Annotated in this window: 18 protein-coding genes; 15 read left to right on the top strand and 3 right to left on the bottom strand. The window is 67.7% G+C overall.

The window, feature by feature from the left end; translation table 11 throughout:
- Window positions 1-59 precede the first annotated feature (59 nt).
- Window positions 60-848, top strand: a complete 789-nt coding sequence (locus JI752_RS00275) for an alpha/beta hydrolase (protein ID WP_216957871.1) — start codon at window positions 60-62, stop codon at window positions 846-848.
- Window positions 849-884: 36 nt separating this feature from the next.
- Here JI752_RS00275 and JI752_RS00280 read toward each other — a convergent pair whose 3' ends face one another.
- Together JI752_RS00280 and JI752_RS00285 are read right to left on the bottom strand one after the other, a co-directional pair.
- Window positions 885-1,508 (bottom strand): response regulator, encoded by a 624-nt coding sequence (locus tag JI752_RS00280; protein WP_216957873.1) that lies wholly within the window; start codon window positions 1,506-1,508, stop codon window positions 885-887.
- Between the two features lie 5 nt (window positions 1,509-1,513).
- On the bottom strand, window positions 1,514-3,709 hold the full coding sequence (locus JI752_RS00285; protein ID WP_216957875.1) for an ATP-binding protein: 2,196 nt from the start codon (window positions 3,707-3,709) through the stop codon (window positions 1,514-1,516).
- A gap of 263 nt (window positions 3,710-3,972) precedes the next feature.
- Between JI752_RS00285 and JI752_RS00290 the strand changes: the two genes are divergently transcribed.
- From JI752_RS00290 to JI752_RS00355, 14 genes are all read left to right on the top strand, one after another.
- Window positions 3,973-4,353 carry a response regulator gene (locus JI752_RS00290; RefSeq protein ID WP_216957877.1) on the top strand — a complete coding sequence of 127 codons (381 nt, stop codon included), beginning with the start codon at window positions 3,973-3,975 and terminating at the stop codon, window positions 4,351-4,353.
- Complete coding sequence (locus JI752_RS00295; RefSeq protein ID WP_216957879.1) at window positions 4,350-4,937, top strand: DUF3302 domain-containing protein; 588 nt, start codon at window positions 4,350-4,352, stop codon at window positions 4,935-4,937. The genes JI752_RS00290 and JI752_RS00295 overlap by 4 nt, the downstream gene beginning before the upstream one ends.
- 3 nt (window positions 4,938-4,940) lie before the next feature.
- Complete coding sequence (locus JI752_RS00300) at window positions 4,941-6,122, top strand: HlyD family secretion protein (protein WP_216957882.1); 1,182 nt, start codon at window positions 4,941-4,943, stop codon at window positions 6,120-6,122.
- Window positions 6,123-6,129: 7 nt separating this feature from the next.
- A complete protein-coding gene (locus JI752_RS00305; RefSeq protein ID WP_216957884.1) occupies window positions 6,130-7,602 on the top strand; it encodes an efflux transporter outer membrane subunit in 1,473 nt (490 codons plus the stop codon).
- Between the two features lie 13 nt (window positions 7,603-7,615).
- Window positions 7,616-8,713, top strand: a complete 1,098-nt coding sequence (cax, locus tag JI752_RS00310) for a calcium/proton exchanger (protein ID WP_216957886.1) — start codon at window positions 7,616-7,618, stop codon at window positions 8,711-8,713.
- 2 nt (window positions 8,714-8,715) lie between these two features.
- Complete coding sequence (locus tag JI752_RS00315) at window positions 8,716-9,390, top strand: potassium channel family protein (protein ID WP_216957888.1); 675 nt, start codon at window positions 8,716-8,718, stop codon at window positions 9,388-9,390.
- Window positions 9,391-9,416: 26 nt separating this feature from the next.
- Entirely contained in the window at window positions 9,417-10,232 is an 816-nt protein-coding gene (locus JI752_RS00320; protein WP_216957889.1) for a porin family protein, read from the top strand.
- Window positions 10,233-10,241: 9 nt separating this feature from the next.
- A complete protein-coding gene (locus tag JI752_RS00325) occupies window positions 10,242-11,888 on the top strand; it encodes a mechanosensitive ion channel family protein (protein WP_216957892.1) in 1,647 nt (548 codons plus the stop codon).
- 197 nt (window positions 11,889-12,085) lie between these two features.
- Window positions 12,086-14,842: a hypothetical protein gene (locus JI752_RS00330; RefSeq protein ID WP_216957894.1), complete on the top strand. Its 2,757-nt coding sequence runs from the start codon at window positions 12,086-12,088 to the stop codon at window positions 14,840-14,842.
- 30 nt (window positions 14,843-14,872) lie between these two features.
- Window positions 14,873-16,573, top strand: a complete 1,701-nt coding sequence (locus JI752_RS00335) for a hypothetical protein (protein ID WP_216957895.1) — start codon at window positions 14,873-14,875, stop codon at window positions 16,571-16,573.
- A 9-nt stretch (window positions 16,574-16,582) separates the two neighbouring features.
- On the top strand, window positions 16,583-17,962 hold the full coding sequence (locus JI752_RS00340; RefSeq protein ID WP_216957897.1) for an OprD family outer membrane porin: 1,380 nt from the start codon (window positions 16,583-16,585) through the stop codon (window positions 17,960-17,962).
- Window positions 17,963-17,992: 30 nt separating this feature from the next.
- Complete coding sequence (locus JI752_RS00345; RefSeq protein ID WP_216957899.1) at window positions 17,993-19,681, top strand: hypothetical protein; 1,689 nt, start codon at window positions 17,993-17,995, stop codon at window positions 19,679-19,681.
- Between the two features lie 138 nt (window positions 19,682-19,819).
- Complete coding sequence (locus JI752_RS00350) at window positions 19,820-20,362, top strand: hypothetical protein (protein WP_216957901.1); 543 nt, start codon at window positions 19,820-19,822, stop codon at window positions 20,360-20,362.
- 114 nt (window positions 20,363-20,476) lie between these two features.
- Window positions 20,477-21,130 (top strand): alternative oxidase, encoded by a 654-nt coding sequence (locus tag JI752_RS00355; protein ID WP_216957903.1) that lies wholly within the window; start codon window positions 20,477-20,479, stop codon window positions 21,128-21,130.
- 15 nt (window positions 21,131-21,145) lie between these two features.
- Here the strand turns inward: JI752_RS00355 and JI752_RS00360 are convergent, their stop codons facing one another.
- On the bottom strand, window positions 21,146-21,898 hold the full coding sequence (locus JI752_RS00360) for a cyclic nucleotide-binding domain-containing protein (RefSeq protein WP_216957905.1): 753 nt from the start codon (window positions 21,896-21,898) through the stop codon (window positions 21,146-21,148).
- Window positions 21,899-22,012 lie beyond the last annotated feature (114 nt).

A 22,012-nucleotide genomic window follows, 5' to 3' on the forward strand; every position in this document is an offset into this window, starting at 1 on the left:
ATCCCCCGCGTCGTCCGGTGCAAGGATGCACCGGTGGCGCCCTCCATCGAGGCAAGACCATGAACACGTTGAACTCCACCCGACGTTGGACGTTCGCAGCGTTGATCGCGCTGGCGGCGTCGTTCGCACTCTTCCCGGCGGTCGCGCAGCAAGCGCCCGTCACACCGGCCCGCAACGTCGTCCTCGTCCACGGCGCCTGGGCCGACGGCTCGAGCTGGGCCGAGGTCATTCCACGTTTGCAGGCGGCCGGCTTGAACGTGACCGCGGTGCAGAACCCGTTGAGTTCGCTGAAGGATTCGGTCGACGCGACGCGGCGTGCGCTCGCGCAACAGGACGGCCCGACGGTGCTGGTCGCGCATTCATGGGGCGGCACCGTGATCAGCGAGGTCGGCAACGATCCCAAGGTCACCGCCGTGGTGTATGTCGCCGCGCGTGCGCCGGATGCGGGCGAGGATTTCGTCGCGCTCTCCGGCAAGTTCCCCACCGGCCCGGTGCGCGCGGGCATCCAGACACACGACGGCTATACCACGCTGTCGAAGGACGCGTTCCTGTCCTACTTCGCCAATGGTGTCGCACCGCAAAAGGCCAATGTGCTCTATGCCGTGCAGGGCGCCACCGCCGCGACGCTGTTCGGCGAACGCACCACGCAGGCCGCATGGCGCGACAAGCCCGCGTTCTACGCCGTGTCGCGCCAGGACGGAACGATCAATCCGGATCTTGAGCGCTTTCTCGCAAAGCGCATGAAGGCAACCACGATCGAAGTGGATGCGGGCCATCTTTCGCTCGTGTCGCATCCGAAGGAGATCGCCGATCTGATCCTGAAGGCGGCGGGCCAGGGAAAGCGGTGAGCTTGCGCTCCCTCCCCTTGCACGCAGGGGGAGGCGTCATTCACACGGCGCAATCTTCGCGCGCTCGGCCAGCCGGACCAGTTCGGCCACCGAGCGCACGCCGAGCTTCTGCATCACACGAGCGCGATGCACCTTGATCGTCTTCTCCACGATGCCAAGCTCGGACGCGATCTGCTTGTTGAGCCGGCCCGACAGGACGTACCGCAACACTTCGCGCTCACGCGGGGTCAGGGTCATGATCAGCGCGCTGACCTCGCATCTCTCATCGCGCACGCGTCGTGCTTCCAGGTCGAGGTCGATGCCGCGTCGCACCGCGTCGAGCAATGCGTCCACTTCCACCGGCTTGGTCAGGAAGTCCAGCGCACCGGCCTTCATCGCACGCACGGTAGAGGGAATGTCGCCGCAACCGGTGAGGAAGATCACCGGATGGGTCACGCCCTGCCCCTCCAGCAAGGCCTGCAACTCCAGCCCGCCCATTTCCGGCATCGCCAGGTCGAGCACGATGCAGCCGGGCACTTCGGGATCGTAACGGGCCAGGAATTCGCGCGTGGACTGACTGAGCGACACCTCCAGCCCTTCGGTTGCCAGCAGTCGCGCCAATGCCTTGAGGACGCCAGCGTCGTCGTCGACCAGATGAACAAGTGCGGTGGTGGTGGACATGGCCGCTACTCCACGCCTGGCAGATCGAAACAGACCCGCGTGCCGCCGGCTTCCCGGTTCTCCGCCCAGATGTGCCCGCCGTGGGCCCGCACGATGGTACGGCAGACGGCCAGCCCCATGCCCATTCCGTTGGGCTTGGTGGATTCGAACGGGCGAAAGATCGTCTCCAGCATCGCTTCCGGAATGCCCTGCCCGCTGTCCACCACCTCGGTGCACACCCCCAGTTCCGATCGCACGGTGCGCACGGTGACGATGCGCTCGCAATTCTCTTCGGGAAGTGCGTCGCAGGCGTTGAAGATCAGGTTCAGCAGCACCTGTTGCAGCTGAATGCGGTCGCCCACCACGCGCGGGATGCCCGGCGTGAGATCCATGCGCCACGCCACGCGACGGTTGAGCAGATCGTTGCGCATCAGGCGGATCGACTCCAGCACCACTTCATTCATCAGCAACGGGTACTGCTCGCGGTGCTCCTTCTTCAGCAGCCCGCGCAATCGGTTGATGACCTGGCCGGCGCGACGGTCGTTGTCGACGATGTCGCCGAGGATGGCCTGCACTTCGCCGATGTCGGACGGATCGCGGCGCAGGATGCGCTGGGCGGCCTGAGCATTGCTGAGGATCGCGGCCAGCGGCTGGTTCAGCTCGTGCGCGAGCGAGCCCGACAACTCACCCAGCATGGTCACACGCGAGAGATGCGCGATGCCTTCACGCTCCATCGCCATCTCCATTTCCAGTTCGCGGCGTTCGGTCAGATCCGTCACCGAGGCCACGACGTGCGGCTGGTTCGCCAACGTGAGCGGGCTCAATCCGACCTCGATGGGAAACTCCGTGCCATCGCGGCGCACGCCCACCGGGTCGATCTCATGCCCCATTTCGCGTGCAATCGGATGCACCGCGTCATGTCGATGGTGCTCGCACTTGCGCAGGTCCGGGCACGTTGGCAACAGCGCATCGACATGCATGCCCACCATGTTCGCGTCTTCATAGCCGAATACGCGCGACGCCTGCAGGTTGGCGTAGCGAATGATGCCCTGCGCATCGGCGAGCAGCAGCGCGCTCGGTGCGGCTTCCAGCAGGATGCGCAGCACTTCCTGCTCGTTCTTCAGCCGCGTCACGTCGCGGGTGACGCCGCGCACCAGCGTCGGCTGACCGTCCGCGGTGGCTTCGACACTGCCGGTTACGCTGACCCAGCGCCGTTCGCCGTCGTCGCGCACGATGGGATACTCCAGCTCCCAGGAAGGCCGGCGCATCGCCTCGGCGAAGCGGCGCTCCAATGCCTCGCGCCCCGGTGAGCCGGTGCGGCCGAACAGCGCCCTGCGCACGTCGAGATCGCCCGGCGCACCGCCGAGAATCTCGCGATTGCTTGCGTTCTCCACGTAGCCGTCGACCGCCACGTCCCACGACCACAGCCCCAGCCCGGGCGCGGACGCCGCCAGTTCCAGGTCCTTCTGCACGCGCTGACGGCGGACTTCGCTCTCCTGCAGCAGATGGGTGAGGCGCTCGGACTTGAACAGATCACGCCCGAGCTGCCAGCTCATCGCCAGCACGACGATGACGAAGCTCGGCGTGGCGGTCAGCGGAATGCGCGGCACGCCCAGCGCCATCAGCAGGGCCGACGACATCATCACCACGATCAGCAGCAACCAGCCGCCGCAGATCACCAGCACCGAGCTGCGGGTCTCCTCGGCGGCCCGGATGCCGCGGAAGATCGTCTGGAGCAGATAGACCAGGAGCAACGCGTTGCTCGCCTGGCTCAGCAGCACCCAGGGGTTGAGCTCACCGATCGGATAGTGCACGGACGCCTGCCACCACTCGGTGCGCGCCACGGCGGTGATGGAGCGGAAGTTGAGGTTGACCGGGCTGGCGAAGTTGACGGCCAGCGCGGCGACACGCAGCGACACCGCGCCCAGCGCCAGCCAGCGCGAGCCCAGCCCGAACGACACATGCACCACGTACACCATCGCCACGACCATCACGGCCACCGGCAGGTGCATCCATCGGATGAGTTCGCCCATGCGCTGGGGCGAGGTGGCGTACAGCGCCGCCATTTCGAGCAGGATCAGCGCGGCGACCGCCACAGCGGCGATGGCGAAGGCCAGATGCACGCCCAGACGCTTCTGGGTCAGCCATACCAGCCCGTGCACGAGTCCCAGCACCAGACTCGCGGCCGCGAGCATCGGCCATGTCAGGGCGACCCAGTTCATCGTCATCCTTGCCTGGAGGGGACGTCGCCGTTTCCTGCGTATCCGCACAACGCGGACGCGACGCGAAAACGGCCACGCAACGCGAGGGCGCGGGTCGGCACGCTTCTTGCCGCGCGGACACTTGATCCGTTTGGGGCAGATGCGCCGAACAATGTACTCCTGTGCGCAATGAAGGGTGTGTTGGGCCAAGGGCCAATTGCGGGGGAAGGACGGCTCGCGCGAGGTTTGCGGCGATGCTCGGACGATCGCTCACCATTGCCGTGGTGGATGACGAAGAAGACGTGCGCCGTGCGCTGCACCGCCTGCTTCGGTCCGCCGGATTCGAGGTCCTGGTCTATGCATCAGGCAACGAATTCCTGCGCCACGCGCAAGACAGCGCGCCCGACTGCGTGGTCCTGGATCTTCACATGCCGGGGCTGAGCGGCTTCGACGTGCAGGACGCGCTCCAGCAACGCAAGCTCAGCGTGCCCGTGGTGGTGCTGACCGGAAACGACACGACCGAGGGCCGCCAGCGTGCGCTCAACGGAGGCGCCGAGGCCTACCTGTGCAAGCCGGTGGACGACGAGTCGCTGATCGGCGCGATCCTGGGAGCGGTGGAACATCGCGGCGGCGTGGCGCCCCGCGACGCGGGGAAAGAGCCATGAATCCGGATAACCGCCATGTCCGCGGGCGCGCTTGCGCGCCGCATTTCGTCCTGCTTGCGCTTGCGACGGCGCCGTCCCTGGCGCACGCCTCGTTGTTGAGCGGCGACGCCCTCGACGCCGCCGCCAATGTCGTCGCCTGGCTGGCGCTGATCATCGTGCCGGTGGTGCTGATCGCGGTGTTCTGGATCGTGCACATCCTGCCGGAGAAGATCGCAGAGAAACGCCGCCATCCGCAGCTGGACGCGATCAAGACGCTGTGCCTGCTGTCGCTGTTCTTCGGCGGCCTGCTGTGGCCCTTGGCCTGGCTGTGGGCCTACACCAAGCCGGTGCTGCACCGCATGGCCTACGGAACCGACGTCGACGACCGCCACGGCCACGGCGGCGATGCGCTCACGCCGCTGCAGGATGCTGAACGCGCCGCGCCACCGGAACCGCAGGCGCCCGTCGTGGATGCTCGCGCCACCGAATCGCAGGCCGAAGTGGATGAATTGCGCCGCCGCATCCGATCGCTGGAGATGGCGATGGCGATGGGCAATGCCAACGCGAAGCCGCAACGGCCCGCTGTGGCCGGCGACGAGGAGTGAATCATGGAGATCATCCTGCTGCTGATCTACTCGTTCTTCGTCTGGCTGATCTTCTTCAAGTTCAAGTGGCTGCCGTGGAATTTCGTCTCGCAGATCATCGTGGTCTCGCTGCCGATCTTCGCGCTGACGGCGATGATCCTGATCCTCAACGTGGTCGCGCCCTCCTCCTCCGACGTGCGCGTGATCAACTACGTGGTGCAGGTGGTGCCGCGCGTGAGCGGGCGCGTGATCGCCGTTCCGCTGGAGCCCAATCGCCCGGTGAAGAAGGGCGAGGTGCTGTTCCGCATCGACCCGGTGCCCTTCCAGCAGGAGCTGGCGGCGCTGGAGGCCAAGCTGCCGGAGATGGAGGCCAAGCTCGATACCGCGCAGGCGTACCAGCGTGAACTGAACGAGCAACTGCGCCAGGCCAGCTCCACGCGCGATGCGCTCAATTCGCGTCTCGCCCTGGCGATCAAGCGCGAACGCCAGACCGCCGAACTCGCCTCCACCGGCGCCGGCTCCAAGTTCGACCACGAGCAGGCGCAGACCGAAGCGGCCAGCCTGCGTTCGGAACTGACCTCCACCACCGCGCAGATGGCGCAGGTGCAGCAGAAGATCTCGGCGAAGACGCCCGGTGGTCAGCTGTCGGAAGTGGCGCAGGCGCGCGCGGCGGTGGAACAGCTCAAGGCGCAGATCATCCAGGCGCGCTGGCAGCTGGAGCAGACCACGGTCTACGCGCCGGCCGACGGCACCGTCATCAACCTGCAACTGCGTGAAGGCTCCTTCGCCGCCAGCCTGCCGCTCACGCCGGTGATGAGCTTCGTGGAGAAGGAGCAGATCGTGCTGGCGATGTTCTCGCAGAACGAACTGGCCAACGTCGCCCCCGGCAACGAGGCGGAGATCGCGCTCAAGACGCACCCCAACCGGATCATCAAATGCGCGGTGGATTCGATCGTCTGGGCCTCGGCCACGGGCCAGCTGCCGATCAGCGGCATGATTCCGCAGAGCGGAACGACGCCGCTTCCGCTGGGCCGCATCGCCGTGCGCCTGCGTCCGACCGGGCGCGACGCCGACACCTTCATCGCGATGGGCGCGCAGGGCCAGGGCGCGATCTACACCGAACGCGGCAAGCTGCTGCACATCATCCGCAAGGTGATCCTGCGGGTGGGCAGCAAGCTCGACTGGCTCGTGCTGAAACTGCACTGAGGCGACGATGAGCCCGCGCCCGGCGAGCCACTGCGCGACCAAGGCGATTCCGCTGGGGCTCGCCTGCGTGCTCACGCTCGCCGCCGGCTGCGCGGTATTGCCCGAGCCCACCGGCGATGAGGTGCGAGAACAGGCGCTGGGCCAGGTCGCCATTCCGCCGAACTGGTCCGCGCAGGTCAGCGCCGCGCGCATCGACGAGGACTGGCTGGCGAGCTTCAACGATCCCACGCTCACCCAGCTCGTGCACGAGGCGCTGGCGAAGAACCCGGACCTGATCATGGCGGCCGCGCGCGTGGAGCAGGCGAACGCGCAGGTCGACATGGCCGAGGCCAACCTCAAGCCGGCGATCGGGCTGATCGGGCGCGGCGGCTCCAAGCCGATCTCCGACCTGGTGCCCCTGCTCAGCGGCGTGATGCTGCGCCTGAGCTGGGAGATCGACCTGTGGGGCCGCATGCGCTACGCGCGCAACGCCGCCCGCGCGGCGCGCGATGCCAGCAGCGCCGATTACCGCTATGCGCAACAGTCGCTGGCCGCGAGCGTGGCACGCGCGTGGTTCGTGGTGAACGAAACGCGCATGCAGGTCGCGCTCGCCGGCGAGATGGCCGATGCCGGCCAGCGGCTGGTCGATCTGTCGGGCGATCGGGTGCGCGTCGGTGCGGGCACGCAGAGCGAGGTCATGATCTCCCAGGCCAACCTCGCCACGTACCAGGACGCGCAGCAGCAGATGGAGCTCGCGCATCGCCAGGCCTTGCGTGCGCTGGAGCTGCTGCTGGGCCGGTATCCGGGCGCGACGCTGGCCGCGCGCGGCACGTTGACGCCCTTCCCTGCGCCGGTGCCGGTGGGGATTCCGATGGACGTGCTGGACCGTCGTCCCGACATGATCGCCGCGCAGCGCCGTGTCGCGGCCGCGTTCGACCGCGTCGGCGAAGCGAAGGCGGCGATGCTGCCCACGCTTTCGCTTTCCGCCGGGTACGGGCGCATCAGCAACAAGGTGGTCGAGACGCGCCAGGATCTGGAAAAGACCATCAGCAGCACCTCCGCCACCGTGATCGCGCCGATCTACACCGGTGGTGCGCTGACGGGCCAGGTGCACCTTCGCACCGCCGAACAGAAGGAAGCCGTGGCCGACTACGCGCGCCGTGCGCTCATCGCGCTGGACGAAGTCGAAGACGCGCTCAACGCCGAACGCGTGCTGGCCGAGCGCGAACGCATCCTGAGTGAGGCCACGCAGGCCAACCGAGACATCACGCGCATGGAGGAATCGGCCTATCGCATCGGCCGCTCCGATCTGCGCGCGGTGAGCCAGCGCCAGCTCGCGGCCTGGTCGGCCGAGATCGCCCTGCTGAGCGTGCAACGCGAACGCCTGAGCCGGCGCGTCGACCTGCACCTCGCCCTGGGCGGCAGCTTCGGTCAGATGCAGGACGTGGCCGCGAACGAAGCGCTACCGAACGAGTCCGCCACACCCGCCACCACCCAGTGAGGAGTCGGTCGAGATGAAATGGCTGCTCATCCTCATGCCGATCGCGATCGCATTGGAGCACTTCGCTCCGGAGCGCTCGCTGCTGATCTTCCTCGTCGCCGGTGCCGGCATCATCCCGCTGGCCTCGCTGATGGCGCAGGCCACCGGCTCGCTTGCCGTGCGTCTCGGGCCGGGCATCGGCGGGCTGCTCAACGCGACCTTCGGCAACGCGGCCGAGCTGATCATCGCGCTGGCGGCGCTGCGCGGCGGCCTGCACGACATGGTCAAGGCGTCCATCGCCGGCACGATCATCGGCAACATCCTGTTCGTGCTCGGCGTGGCGATGGTGGTGGGCGGTGTGCGCCATGGTGAACAGCGTTACGACGCCCGCTCCGCGCGCACGCAGGCGACGATGCTGACGCTGGCGGTGATCGCGCTGATCATGCCCGCCGGCTACGGCGCCATCGTGCCCGACGCCGGGGAAGCGCTGAACTCCATCAGCGCCTGGATCGCAGTGGCGCTGCTGCTGGTCTACGTCGCCAACGTGGGCTATACGCTGGCCGCCGGTCGCGCCGCCAACGCGCGCAAGGCGGCGCAGGCCGCCGATACGGCGTCGTCATCGCACGCAGACGCGGCCCACGCCCATCACGGCCCGTTGTGGAGCCCGAAGAAGGCGGTCATCGTCTTGGCGGCGGTGAGCCTGGGCATCATCTGGCTGAGCGAGATCCTGGTCGGCGCGGTGGAACCGGCGAGCGAGGAACTGGGGCTGTCGGACGCCTTCACCGGCGTGTTCGTGCTGGCGGTGATCGGCGGCGCGGCCGAACAGGCCACGGCGATCGTCTCCGCGCGCCAGAACCGCATGGACCTGGCGATGTCCATCGTGATGGGCGCCAGCGTGCAGCTCGCGCTGCTGGTGGCGCCGCTGCTGGTGCTGCTGAGCTACGTGATGGGGCCGCATCCGATGGGGCTGGTGTTCGGGCCGGGGCTGGTGCTGACGATCGTGTTCTCGGTGCTCATCACCGGGCAGATCACCAGCGACGGACGCACCGACTGGCTGCGCGGCGTGCAGCTGCTGGCGGTGTACCTGATCCTGGCGGCGGTGTTCTTCTATGTGCCGGATGCGTCGGGCTGAGGATGGACACGCCGATCTCCCGCAGCCCGTCCTCATTGCGCCAGCACCGTTACGCGATGCTGTTCTTCTCGCTGCTGCTGACCATCGCCATCGGCCCGTTGCTGGAGGCGATGCGGTTCGGGCGCACGCTCATGGAAGCCTTCCTGGCGGTCAACCTGGTCGCCGCGGTCTTCCCCTCCCTGCTGCTGGGCGAGCGCCGCGTGCTGTGGGGCCTGATCGCCGTGGCCCTGGCCCTGCGCTGGATCTCCACCACCCTGCCCGGCACCGCCCTGCAGGTGGCGGCGGCGATGGCGTGGGGCGCGATCGCGCTGATCGCGGCCTACCGCGCGGTGCGCTATTCCCTTGCCAGCGTGCGCATCCGGGCCGAACGCCTGTACGCGGCGCTCAGCGCCTACCTGCTGATCGGCGTGTGCTGGGGCGTGGTCTATGCGGCGGTGGCGCGGCTGGACCCGGGCTCGCTGTTGGCCGGCGGACTGGTGCCGCCCCGTGGAGTCTCCATGGGAGACGCGATTTATTTCAGCTTCGTCACATTGGCGACGCTAGGCTACGGCGACTTCGCGCCGGCCACGCCGGTGATGAGGGGGTTGGCGGTCTTCGAAGCCATCATCGGGCAGCTCTACCTGGCGATCATGGTCGCGCGCCTGGTCGGGCTGCGCACGGCGGCACAGTCACGTTGAACCACACAATGTCGATGGGAGGCACCATGAACACCCGCATTGCCCTTCCCCTGGCAGTCCTGCTGGCGATGACCTCGATGCAGGCCCGCGCGATCGAGCCGCTGGACACCTTCAGCGCCCGCATCGGCGGCTACATCACCGAGTTCGACACCGAAGTGCGGGCCGACGGCGAGACCGAGTCGGGCACGCGCATCGACCTACAGCGCGACCTCGGCCTGGACGAAAGCAATACCGTCGCGGTCGTCGGCGTCACCTGGCGGCCGTTCGACAACCACGAGTTCGGCCTGTCCTACTACCAGGACGACGCGTCGGCCTCGCGCACGACCAACCGGTCGATCACCTTCGAGGACACGACGTTCGAGGCGCAGAGCACGCTGCGCGCCGAAGTGGACCTGGACGCGTACGACCTCTACTACGTCTGGTGGGGCGTGAACAATGACCGCTGGGCGCTGGGCCCGCGCGTCGGCCTGGTCTGGTACCGGATGAACCTGGAGCTATCGCTGCAGGTGGACGCACAGGGCAACCGCATCGACGGCGCGATCCGCGAGGACGTCGACGCCGACCTGCCCGCCCCCAGCATCGGCGGCAGCTGGCGCTGGGCACCGCTGGACGACTGGCGGTTCTCGGCGGACGTGGGCTATTTCTCGGCCGACATCGACAACATCGATGCGGACATCACCTTCGGCCGCCTGGGCGTGGAGTGGTTCCCGTGGGAGCGGGCCGGTTTGTCGCTGGACTACACCGTGCGCAGGATCGAAGCCGACTCGCGGCGCGATGACTTCATCGGCAACCTCGACTTCACCGACAGCGGCATTCGCCTTGGCGCCGTCTACCGGTTCTGACGACAGCCCATGGAGGCCGGCCACCGCCACGTGATGCGGCATCTCGCGGGGACGATGCTCGGCATCGCCCTGGCCGCGTTCGCCTGCGCCGCGAGTGCGCGCCAGCCCGCCCCCGAGCCCGCACCGCCACCGGCCGCCGCCGCCCCGCCTGCCCACGCACCGGCGACGCTGCGCTACTTCAACCGCGACATCGTGACCTTCCGCGTGCCGTTCTTCGGCAACTCACCGACGCGGCGCGCGGAGGTGGCGCAGGCCAACATCGCGCGCATCGTCGATGAACCCGGCATGGCGAAGGTCGGCTACCAGGCGGTGCCGCAGGGCGTGGCGATCCTCCTGTCGGGACAACTGGTCACGGTGATCGTGCCGGCCGACCGCGACGTGCTGGGCGGCCAGAGCCTGGATCAGCTGCGCGCGCAGACGATCACGCGCCTGGACACCGCGGTGCGCGCGGGCGAACAGGCCCGCATGCCGCAACGCGTTCTGCAGGGCCTGCTCTGGGTGGCGGTGGCCACCGTGGCCGCCATCGCGCTGCTGTGGCTGTTGTACCGGCTGGTGCTGCGCGTGCGCCATCGGGTCGACGCCTGGGTCGTCGCGCGGCTGGCGCAACTCAAGAGCGAATCCGCACGGCAGATGCTCGCCGGGCTCATCGCCAGTGCGCGCGGGCTGGCGCGATTGGCGATGTGGCTGATCGTCGCCCTCACCTTCGAAGAATGGCTGCGTTTCGCCTTCGGCCGCTTCCCTTACACGCAGCCGTGGGCGGCGGCGATGACGGGCTGGATCACCTCGCGCACCGTAAGCCTGGGCAATGCCATCGTTTCCGCGCTGCCGGGGCTGTTCAGCGCGTTCCTCATTTTCATCCTCGCCCGACTGGTGTCGCAGGCGCTGCGCGTGACCTTCCACGGCGTGGAAGCCGGGCGCTTCCAGTTGCTGGGGATCGACCAGCAACTGGCCGAACCCACGCGCAAGATCTTCACCGCGCTGATCTGGCTGTTCGCGCTGGCGATGGCCTACCCGTACCTGCCTGGCGCCGAAACGGATGCGTTCAAGGGCCTGAGCGTGTTCGTCGGCCTGATGATCTCGCTGGGCGCCTCCAGCATCGTCAGCCAGGCGGCGGGCGGCCTGACCCTGCTTTATTCGCGCACGATGACGCCCGGCGACGTGATCCGCATCGACGACACCGAAGGCACCGTGCAGCAGATCGGCCTGTTCACCACGCGCCTGCGCACGCCGCTGGGCGTGGAAGTGAGCTATCCGAACAACGTCGTGCTCGGCGGAAAGTTGCAGAACTTCTCGCGCAATCCCGATGGCCCGGGCATGTGGATCGAGGCCAAGGTGACCATCGGCTACGACGCGCCGTGGCGGCAGGTGCACCGGCTGCTGCTCGATGCCGCGCAGCGCACGCCGGGCGTGCAATCCACGCCGGCCCCGTTCGTCGCCCAGGCGGCGTTGTCCGACTTCTACGTGGAGTACGTGCTGCGCGCGCGCATTCCCGATGTGCAGCAGCGCCTGATCGCACGCAGCACGCTGCACGCCAACATCCAGGACGCCTTCAACGAAGCCGGCGTGCAGATCATGTCGCCCAACTACGAAGCCGACCCGGAGTCGCCAAAAATCGTGCCCAAAGCGCATTGGGACGGGCCCACGCAGGGCGGTTAGCCGACGGGAGGCGGCCGCAGCGCCTTCACACGCACGGCGGTTGTTGGGCCAAGGGCCAATTTTCCCTGCATTTTTCCGGGCATAGGCTTTGGCGAGGATTGCTTTCACTAGCCTGAGCCGTCGTGCTCCACGTGAGCCGCCCGGTCCTGGCCTGCACTGCCAGAAGCTTGTCGCCGCCATGCGTACGGAGCACGGGTATGAACCAGGATCCTTCCCAGAAAGAATCGCCGCGACTTGCCAACGTTCTTGTCGCCGCTTCGCTGCGCGCCGACCAGTGGCGCCACCTCAACGCCGCTGCTCGCGCGTGGGCCGGTGGCGGGGCCAATGCCGCGCAAGGCCGCGAGCGTTGCACCAAGCAGTTCGCTGAAGCCATGCGGCTTGAACAATGCTGGGCCTACCCTGGCGAACGGCTGCTGGCCGCGCTGCGCCAGGCGCTGGCCGACGGCGATGCCGCCCTGTTCGCGCGGCTGGTGCAGAAGGTGTCCTCGGCGATCCTGTCGGGCGATTACCGGCGCGACGAGAACGCCTGGGAGCTGGACGACGATCTGGACCGCAACGTGCTCGATGCGCTGCCGCCCGACATCCTCGGCGTGCAGGACAAGCCCTACTTCGAAGTACTGGTGGTCACGCCGGCCGATCCCGCGCAGTGGTTGCGCTCCAAGGACGAAATGCGGCGCATGCGGCGAGCGGAAGATCCCTTCCACTATGCCGTCGTGCATGCCGGCAGCTTCGAAGACGCTGCGCTGGCGATGATCGTCAACCACGACCTGCAGGCCGTGGTGCTCGTCGACGGCTTCGGATTCTCCTCCCATCACGACATCCCCGATCTCAAGGACTTCGTCTCCCGGCACGTGTCACTGGATGCCGACGACGTGCGGCCGGGCACGATGTCGCTCACGTTGGCCCGCACGATCAAGAACTCGCGGCCCGAACTGGACCTGTACCTGCTGACCGATCGCGCGCCCGAATCGGTCGCCGGCAGCGACGAGGCCGCGCCGCTGCGGCGCGTGTTCCACCACGTCGAAGAGCCGATGGAGATCCATCTGTCGATCATCGACGGCGTCAACGACCGCTACGAAACGCCCTACTTCGACAACCTCAAGAAGTACGCGATGCGGCCCATCGGTACGTTCCATGCGCTGCCCATCGCACGCGGCAAGTCCATCTTCGGATCCAACTGGATCCGCGACATGGGCCACTTCTACGGCACCAACATTCTGTTCGCCGAGTCCTCCGCCACCACCGGCGGGCTCGACAGCCTGCTGGAGCCCACCGGCAACATCAAACGCGCACAGAATGCCGTGGCGCGTGCGTTCGGCGCCAAGCGCGCGTACCTGGGCACCAACGGCACCTCCACGTCCAACAAGATCGTCGTGCAGGCGGTGTGCAAGCCGGGCGACATCGTCATCGTCGACCGCAACTGCCACAAGTCGCACCACTACGGATTCGTGTTGAGCGGCGCGCAGCCTTACTACGTCGAGGCCTTCCCGCTGACGCAGTACTCGATGTACGGCGCGGTGCCGTTGCGCACGATCAAGCAGGCGCTGCTGGACTGCGCCGCCGGCGGCAAGCTGGACCGCGTCAAGGTCGTCGACATGACCAACTGCACCTTCGACGGGCACATGTACAACCCGCGCCGGGTGATGGAGGAATGCCTGGCGATCAAGCCCGACCTGATCTTCCTGTGGGACGAAGCCTGGTTCGGTTTCGCCCGCTTCAACCCGATGCACCGCCGCCGCACCGCGATGGGCGCGGCCGCCGTGCTCACGCAGCGTTACCACAGCCAGGCCTACCGGGACGAATACGCCGCGTGGAAGGCCAAGCGCGGCGAGTTCGACCCGGCCGATCCGGCGCTGCTGGACGAACGCCTGCTGCCGGACCCGGACCGCGTACGCATCCGCGTGTACCAGACCAATTCCACGCACAAGTCGATGTCGGCGTTCCGCCAGGGCTCGATGATGCTGGTGTGGGACGAGGACTTCCATCACGTGGAAGGCCCCTTCGAGGAGGCGTTCTTCGCGCACACCTCGACCTCGCCGAACCTGCAGCTGATCGCGTCCCTCGACCTTGCGCGGCGCCAGATGGAACTGGAGGGCTACGGCCTCACGCTGCGCATGACCGACCTGGCGCTGAAGATCCGCCGTGCGATCAACACGCACCCGCTGATCTCGAAATACTTCCGCGTGGCCACGCCGGAGGACATGATCCCCGCGGAGTTCCGCGAGTCGGGACTGCGGGATTACGGCCCGCCGGATTCGAGCTGGCTGGACGCGATCGAGGCACTGGATCACGACGAGTTCGCGCTCGATCCCACGCGCCTAACGCTGATCTGCGGCGCGGCCGGGTTCGATGGCACGCAGTTCAAGGGGCTGCTCGCCGAACGCTTCGACATCCAGATCAACAAGACCTCGCGCAACAGCGTCCTGGTGCAGACCAACATCAACAACACGCACAGCGATGCGGCGCTGCTGATCAAGGCGCTGGCCGACCTGTCGCGTGAGATCGAATCGCGCCTGGCGCAGGGCGGCGCGCTCGACCGGACGGTGTTCGACGACCGTGTCCGCGCGTTGATGACCGACGTTCCGGACCTGCCGAACTTCAGCCGTTTCCACGACGCGTTCCGCGACCAGCCCGACGGCGCCAGCAACGAAGGCCACATGCGGCCCGCGTTCTTCATGGCCTACGACGAAGACAACTGCGAGTACGTGCGACTGGGCAGCGAGGACATCGACAAGCGTCTGCGCGACGGTCCGGAAATGGTGTCGGCGAACTTCGTCATTCCCTACCCGCCCGGGTTCCCGATCATGGTGCCGGGCCAGGTCATCGGTGCCGACACGATCGCGTTCATGCGCAAGCTGGACGTCAAGGAGATCCACGGCTACCACGCCGCGCAGGGCATCAAGCTGATCAAGCCGTCTGCACTGGCCGGCCGTCGCGCCGGCTCGCTGCACTGACCGACTCAAGGACGCAAGGAGACTGCCGCCATGCAAGGGTTCTTTCAGTTCCTCGCCGACAATCCGTACATCCTGCTGTTCTTCACCGTCGGCATGGCGGTGCTGGTCGGAAAGTTCTCGGTCAAAGGCTACGGCCTGGGCATGGTCGCCGCGGCCGTGGTGGTGGGTGCTGCGCTGGCAACCTGGGCGTCCACTTACGGCGTGAAGCTGCAGCTGGACAACTTCGCCAAGTCGCTCTTCTACTACCTCTTCATGTACGGCGTGGGCCTGCGCGTGGGCCCGGCGTTCTTCAACAGCCTGAAGAAGGACGGCATCACCTTCACCATCCTTGCGGTCATCTGCGCCGTCCTCGGCCTGGTGCTGGTGGTGATCGCCTCGAAGATGCTCGCCCTGCCGGCCGGCGCGGCGGGCGGCATCCTGGCCGGCTCGCAGACGATGTCGGCCGCCATCGGCACCGCCGAGATGGCCGTGGAGCAAGGCGCGTACAAGCTGCCTGCGGGCGTCACGGCCGAACAAGTGTCGGGCATGATCGCCCTCGGCTACGGCGTGACCTACATCTGGGGCACGGTCGGCATCATCCTGATCTGCAAATACCTGCCGCGCTGGTGGGGCGTGGACGCGCGCAAGGCCGCGCGCGAGTACGAACTCAAGCACGGCGTGCGCAACGTCGATGACGCCGCGCTCACCGGTTACCGTGGCGGCGGCCTGCGCGCCTACCGGCTGGACAATGCGCAGACCGCGGGCCAGAGCATCGCCCAGCTGCGCAAGACGTACCCGCAGTATCGCGTCGCCAACGTGCGGCGCGGCGATGAGGTGCTCGGCGCCGCGCCGGACCTCGTACTGCAGCAGGGCGATGTCATCGCACTGGGCGGACGTCTGCAGGACCTCACCGACAACCTGGGGCTCATCGGCGCCGAAGTCGACGACCCGAAGGCCTTGAGCGTGCCGCTCGACCAGGCCGAGATCCTCGTGACGGAGAAGAAGTTCGACGGCCAGCCGCTGCGTGCGCTGGCGGCGGAGGACTTCGCCGGCCAGGTGCAGGTGACGCGCGTGGAACGCTCCGGCGAGCCGCTGCCGTTCGGCGCCGATACGCCGCTCAAGCGCCTGGACGTGATCTTCGTGACGGGCCTGAGGAGCGCTGTCGACAAGGCCGCCGGGCTGCTGGGCAAGGTCGCGCGGCCGAGCACCTCGACCGACCTGCTCACGCTGTCCGCGGGCATGGTGCTGGGCCTGCTGGTGGGCAAGATCAATGTGCCTGTCGGCGATTTCTCCGTGGGCCTGGGCAACGCGGGCGGGTTGCTGCTGTCGGGCATCCTGGTGTCGTCGGTGGTTTCGCGCCTGCGCTATTTCGGCAGCACGCCCAACGCCGCGCGCAACATCCTGGAAGACCTGGGGCTGGTGACCTTCATCGCCATCGTCGGCATCAACGCCGGTGCGACGCTGCTGGAGCAGCTCACCGGTTCGATCGCGGTGAAGATCTTCCTCGCCGGCTTCATCGCCAGCACCATTCCACCGTTCATCACCTGGGCGATCGGCTACCACGTCTTCAAGATCAACCCGGCCGTGCTGATGGGCGGCGTGGCGGGATCGCGTTCGCACTCCGGCCCCGCACGCGAGGCGGCGAAGGAGATCGACAGCACGGTGCCGTGGGTCGGATTCCCCGTGGGCTACGCGGTGTCCGGCGTGCTGTACACCGTGTTCGGTTACTTCGCGATGGTGCTTTCGCAATAAGGAGGAGCCATGGAGGCTTACCGTCTTGTCGCGCGCGCAGCTCCCATGGCGACCTGTGGGCTGCTGTCGATCGCATTGGCCTGCTCCGCGCATGCGCAGACGCAGGCCGCGCCGCCTGCCAGCGTGGAAGACGACGAGTACGTCGAGGCGGAGCCGTCGTCCACCGAACAGGGGCAGACGCCGCTCGACGAGGCGTTCGCCCCGCGCGACCGCGCGGCGTGGATACGCGAGACGCGCCGCAAGGCGTGGCAGGACACCAAATGGGACGTGCAGGCGCGCACGTTCTACCTGGGTCGCGACAAGTACGACAACACCGAAAGCGAAGCGTGGGCGCTGGGTGGCTCGGTCGGCTTCAAGACCGGCTACTTCCGCGAGCGGTTCGCCTTCGGCGCGACGGGTTATACCTCGCAGAAGCTTTACGGCCCCGAGGATAAAGACGGGACGCTGCTGCTGAAACCCGGCCAGGAAGGCTACACCGTGCTGGGCGAGGTCTACGGCGAATTCCTGATCAACGACGACACCCGGCTGAGCCTGGGCCGCCGCGGCATCGACACGCCCTACATCAACCGCAACGACGCGCGCATGACGCCCAATACCTTCCAGGCCATCACCCTGCAGGGCCTCTACGGCGGCGACGAAGGGCGTCCGGAGTGGCGCGTGGGCGGCGGGTATTTCGATGAGATCAAGGAGCGCAACTCCGACGAGTTCGTCTCCATGGCGCAGGACGCGGGCGCGCCGGACGGCGTGGAGCGCGGCGTCTACGCGCTGGGCGCCAACTTCAAGAAAGGCGCCTTCTCGGTGGGTGCGATCGGCTACTACAGCGATGACATCATCCAGATCTTCTACACCGAGGCCCGCTATGGAATTCCGCTGGCCGAGAAGCTGAAGCTGCAGTTCGCGTTGCAGTACTCCGACCAGTCGAGCGCCGGCGACGACCTGTTGCGCGGCACGGACTTCTCCTCAGACCAGTGGGGCGCGAAGGCCGAACTGGGCTACGGCGGCGCGCTGTTCACTGCGGCTTACACGCGCGCTGGCGGCGACACCAACATGCAGAACCCCTGGAGCGGTTACCCCGGTTACACCAGCGTCCAGGTCGAGGATTTCAACCGCGACGGCGAGGACGCCTGGCTGCTGCGCGCCGGCTACACCTTCCAGACCATCAAGGGCGCCAGCGTCTACGCGCTGTACGTGGACGGCTCCGATCCGCAATCGCCGACCGAATACGCCAAGGACGAGTACGACTTCAACTTCCAGTGGGCCATCGGCGATGGCTTCCTGCAGGGCCTGCTGATCCGCCTGCGCTACGCGCACGTGCGACAGGAAGGACCCGTCGAGTCCGACCTGGACGACGTCCGCCTGATGGTGTTCTACGACCCACCGAAGCTGTAAGGGCGCCGCCGCGCGACCGGGGGAGGCCGAATGGAGTGGTTCTCGTCGATCCTGTCGCGCTATCCGGAACTGGCGGTGTACCTAGCGCTGGGCATCGGCTACGCCGTGGGCGGCGTGCGCGTGCGAGGTTTCGTGCTCGGCGGCGTCACCGGATCGCTGCTGGCCGGCATGCTGCTGGGCTGGGCGTTCGAGGTGCCCGTCTCGGCGACCGCGAAGTCGCTGGTGTTCCTGCTGTTCCTGTTCGGCATCGGCTACGAAGTCGGTCCGCGCTTCCTCTCGGCGATGAAAGGCGACGGTTGGCGATTCGCGGCGCTCGCCGTGTTCATGCCGACCGTGGGGTTGCTGGTCGCGTGGGGCGTGGCGAGCGCGCTGCAGCTGGATCCCGGGCTGGCCGCCGGCATGCTGTCGGGGGCACTGACCGAATCGCCTGCGATGGGCACGGCGACCGAGGCCATCCAGGCCTTGCCCATCGACGCGGAAACGAAGGCCCGCTACGTGGCGCATGTCGGCGTCGGCGACGCGCTGTGCTACGTGTCCGGCGCGCTCGGCGTGATCCTGACCTGCACCGTGATCGGGCCGTGGCTGCTGCGAATCGACCTGAAGGCGCACGCGATCGCGCTGGAGGCCCGTTACGGCATCGTGCGTCAGCGCGCCGGCGTCGCATCGGCCTGGCAACCCTTCGAGACACGCGCCTACCGCGTGCCCGCCGACGCGCCCATGGCCGGCCTGGCCATTGCCGCCGCCGAACGCCTGATCGAAGGCGCGCGGCTGTTCGTGTATCGCCTGCGACGCGACGACGTACTGCTGGACGCCGATGCCTCCACCATCGTGCACGCCGGCGACGTGGTGGCCGTCGGCGGCCGGCGCGAGGTGCTGGTGGGCATCCTGGGAGAGCGCGGACGTGAAGTGGATGACGCCGACCTGCTCGACATTCCGATGGCCGCGCACGAGGTCTTCGTGTGCAAGGCGCGCTGGATCGGGCACACGCTGGCGCAGATCGCGCAGTGCGACGAGGTCCGCGCCGTCTTCCTGCGGCGCATCCTGCGCAACGGGCAGCAAATCCCCATCGGCACCGGCACGACGATCGAACGCGGCGACATGGTGCAACTGGTCGGCCCGGAGCAGGCGGTACTGCGCGCGGCCGGCGAACTGGGCGAGATCGTGCGCGCCAGCGACGCCACCGACTTCATCGTCGTGGGCTTCGCGATCTTCCTGGGCGCGGTGTTCGGCCTGCTGGCGGTCGTGCCGGTGGGGCGCATCGACGTCAGCATCGGCACCAGCGTCGGCGCGCTGCTGGCGGGGCTGGTGGTCGGCCACGTCCGCGCGCGTCGCCCGCTGTTCGGCCGCATCCCCGACGCCGCTGTGAAGCTGATGCAATCCTTCGGGCTGGCGGCCTTCGTCGCGATGGTCGGCCTGGGTGCGGGGCCGCATTTCCTGCTGGCCCTGCGCGAGTCGGGCGTGGGGCTGTTCTTCGGCGGCGTGCTGGTCACGATGACGCCGCTGCTGCTGGGGCTCTGGTTCGGCCGGCGCGTGCTGCGGATCGACCCGTTGCTGCTGCTGGGTGCGATCTCCGGCGCGCAGACCTTCACCGCCGCCCTCGCGGCGCTGCAGGAGAAGTCCGACAGCCCGATCGCGGTGATCGGCTATACCGGGTCGGTGGCCGTCGCGCACGTGCTTCTGACCACCTGGGGCACCGTGATCGTGCTGGCGATGGCGTGACTGCGATGGACGTCCGTGCGTCGCCTGCATCGCCCCCCGCCACCACGCGACGGACGCCACGACAACCGGACAGCCGGCAAAGCCAACGCAGGGTGCGCGCGTAGACTGGCTGCGGCCGGCACTCATCCGGAGGGGACCATGCTCACCGCCCTGCCCTTGCTGGACGATGTGCTCGAGCATCATGCCGCGCAGCTCGGCCGCGACTTCGCCGCCTATCGCAACCACGCCTACCGTGTCGCCAATTTCTGCTGCGTGCTGGCGGAGATGCACGGCCGGCGCGTGGACGACGACGTGCTGCGGGCCATCAGCATCGCGGCGGCGTTCCACGACCTGGGGATCTGGACGGACGGCACCTGGGACTACCTGCCGCCGTCGCGCCGACGCGCGCACGATTGGGTGCACGCGCACGGCCACGGCCATTGCGATTGGCAGGTGGACGAGATGATCGGCCAGCACCACAAGCTCACCGCGTACCAGGACGACACGCTGGTGGAGACCTTCCGCTTGGCCGACCTGGCCGACGTCTCGCGCGGCCTGGTTGCCGGCGGCATTCCGCGGGCGTTCCGGCGCGAGGTGTTCGCCCACTATCCCAACGAGGGCTTCCACCGTCGGTTGCTGCACTTCTCCTGCCGGCACCTGCTGCGCCACCCGCTCAATCCCATGCCCATGCTGCGCTGGTGAGACGGCGCCGCCGCCGGCTATCGAAGGGCGGGTTGATGTAGATCAACCGGGTGCCTTGGGCGAGGCGGATCATCACGCCATCGGCCGGCACCCCGCCCGGCCCGGAAGCCCGCCATGAAAGCCGACGTCACCCCGGCGATCCCGATCGAACTCCACCATACGGTGGCCGGCCTGTCCGACCGCATCGCCTACGGCATCACCCGCACCCTGCGTTTCTTCGCCGACACCCTGTTCGCCAAGCGCTACGGCAATCGCGCGATCGTGCTGGAAACGGTCGCCGCAGTCCCGGGCATGGTCGGCGGCGCGCTGCTGCACCTGCGCTGCCTGCGCTGGATGCGCGACGACGAAGGCTGGATCCGCACGCTGCTGGAAGAAGCCGACAACGAGCGCATGCACCTGATGACCTTCATGGAGATCGCGCGGCCGAGCTGGTTCGAACGCATGATGGTGCTGATCGCGCAGGCGCTGTTCTTCACGTTCTACCTGGGCCTGTACATCGTCTCTTCCCGCACGGCGCACCGGTTGGTCGGCTACTTCGAGGAAGAGGCCGTCGTGAGCTACACGCGCTACCTGGAAGAGATCGACGCCGGACGCATCGAGAACGTCGCCGCGCCGGCGCTCGCCATCGACTACTGGCAGCTGCCGCGCGATGCCCGCCTGCGCGACGTCGTCATCGCCGTCCGCCAGGACGAGGCCGGCCATCGCGATGTGAACCACGCCATCGCCAGCCAGTCTTCGAGTGAAGTGCCGGCCACGCATCGGTTGTAAGCGGCCATCGCCGCCTCAGTGATCCAGCAGGGGCGCGGCCAGTTCGTCCATCGGTGCACGGTCGAGCAGTTCGACCTCACGGCCGTGCACCTGGATCCATCCATTGCCCTGCAGGCGCCGGAAGATGCGGCTGAGTGTTTCCGGCGTCATCCGCAGGTGGTTGGCGATGTCGGCGCGCTGCATCGACAGCTGGAAGCGGCGCGGCGAGAACCCGCGTGCTTCGAGCCGGCGCGACAGTCCGATCAGGAACGCCGCGACGCGTTCGTCGGCGCTGGAATCGCCGGCGAGCATCGAGGCATGGCCGATGTCGCGGCTCATCAGGCGGAACAACTGCCGCTGCAACCCCGGCAGGCGCCCGGCCAGCATCGACATCTTCGGGAACGAGAAGCGGCACAGCATGACCGTATCCAGCGCGACCGCGCTGCACGGATAGGTGTTGCCGTCGATGGCGTTCAGGCCGATGACTTCGCCCGGCAGATGGAAACCGAGCACCTGCTCCCGTCCGCTGCGGTCGATCGTCGTGGTCTTCACCGTGCCGGCGCGAACGGCGGCGATGGCGTCGAACGGATCGCCCTGGCGGAACACGAACTCGCCCTCCTGCAAGGGACCAACGTGCTCGACCAGCACGTGCAGTTCCGCCAGCGCGCTCTTGTCCATTCCCTCGGCCAGGCAGGCCTGGGAGAACGCGCAGGTCGTGCAGAACTGCAAGTCGGTTCCATCGTTGGAGAACACCCGCGGGTTCAGCCGGGGAAATACGCTTTGTTCCATCGTCCACACCGGAAGGGATGGCGTGCGCGCGGCGCGCCGTCAGGGATCGTATTCAACCATGCCCGGGCCCATCGCACGACGATAGGACGCTGATGCGCGGCGTGAAGGCGCGCC

This window comes from Lysobacter sp. MMG2 (assembly GCF_016735495.2).
Taxonomy (GTDB): Bacteria; Pseudomonadota; Gammaproteobacteria; order Xanthomonadales; family Xanthomonadaceae; genus Lysobacter_J.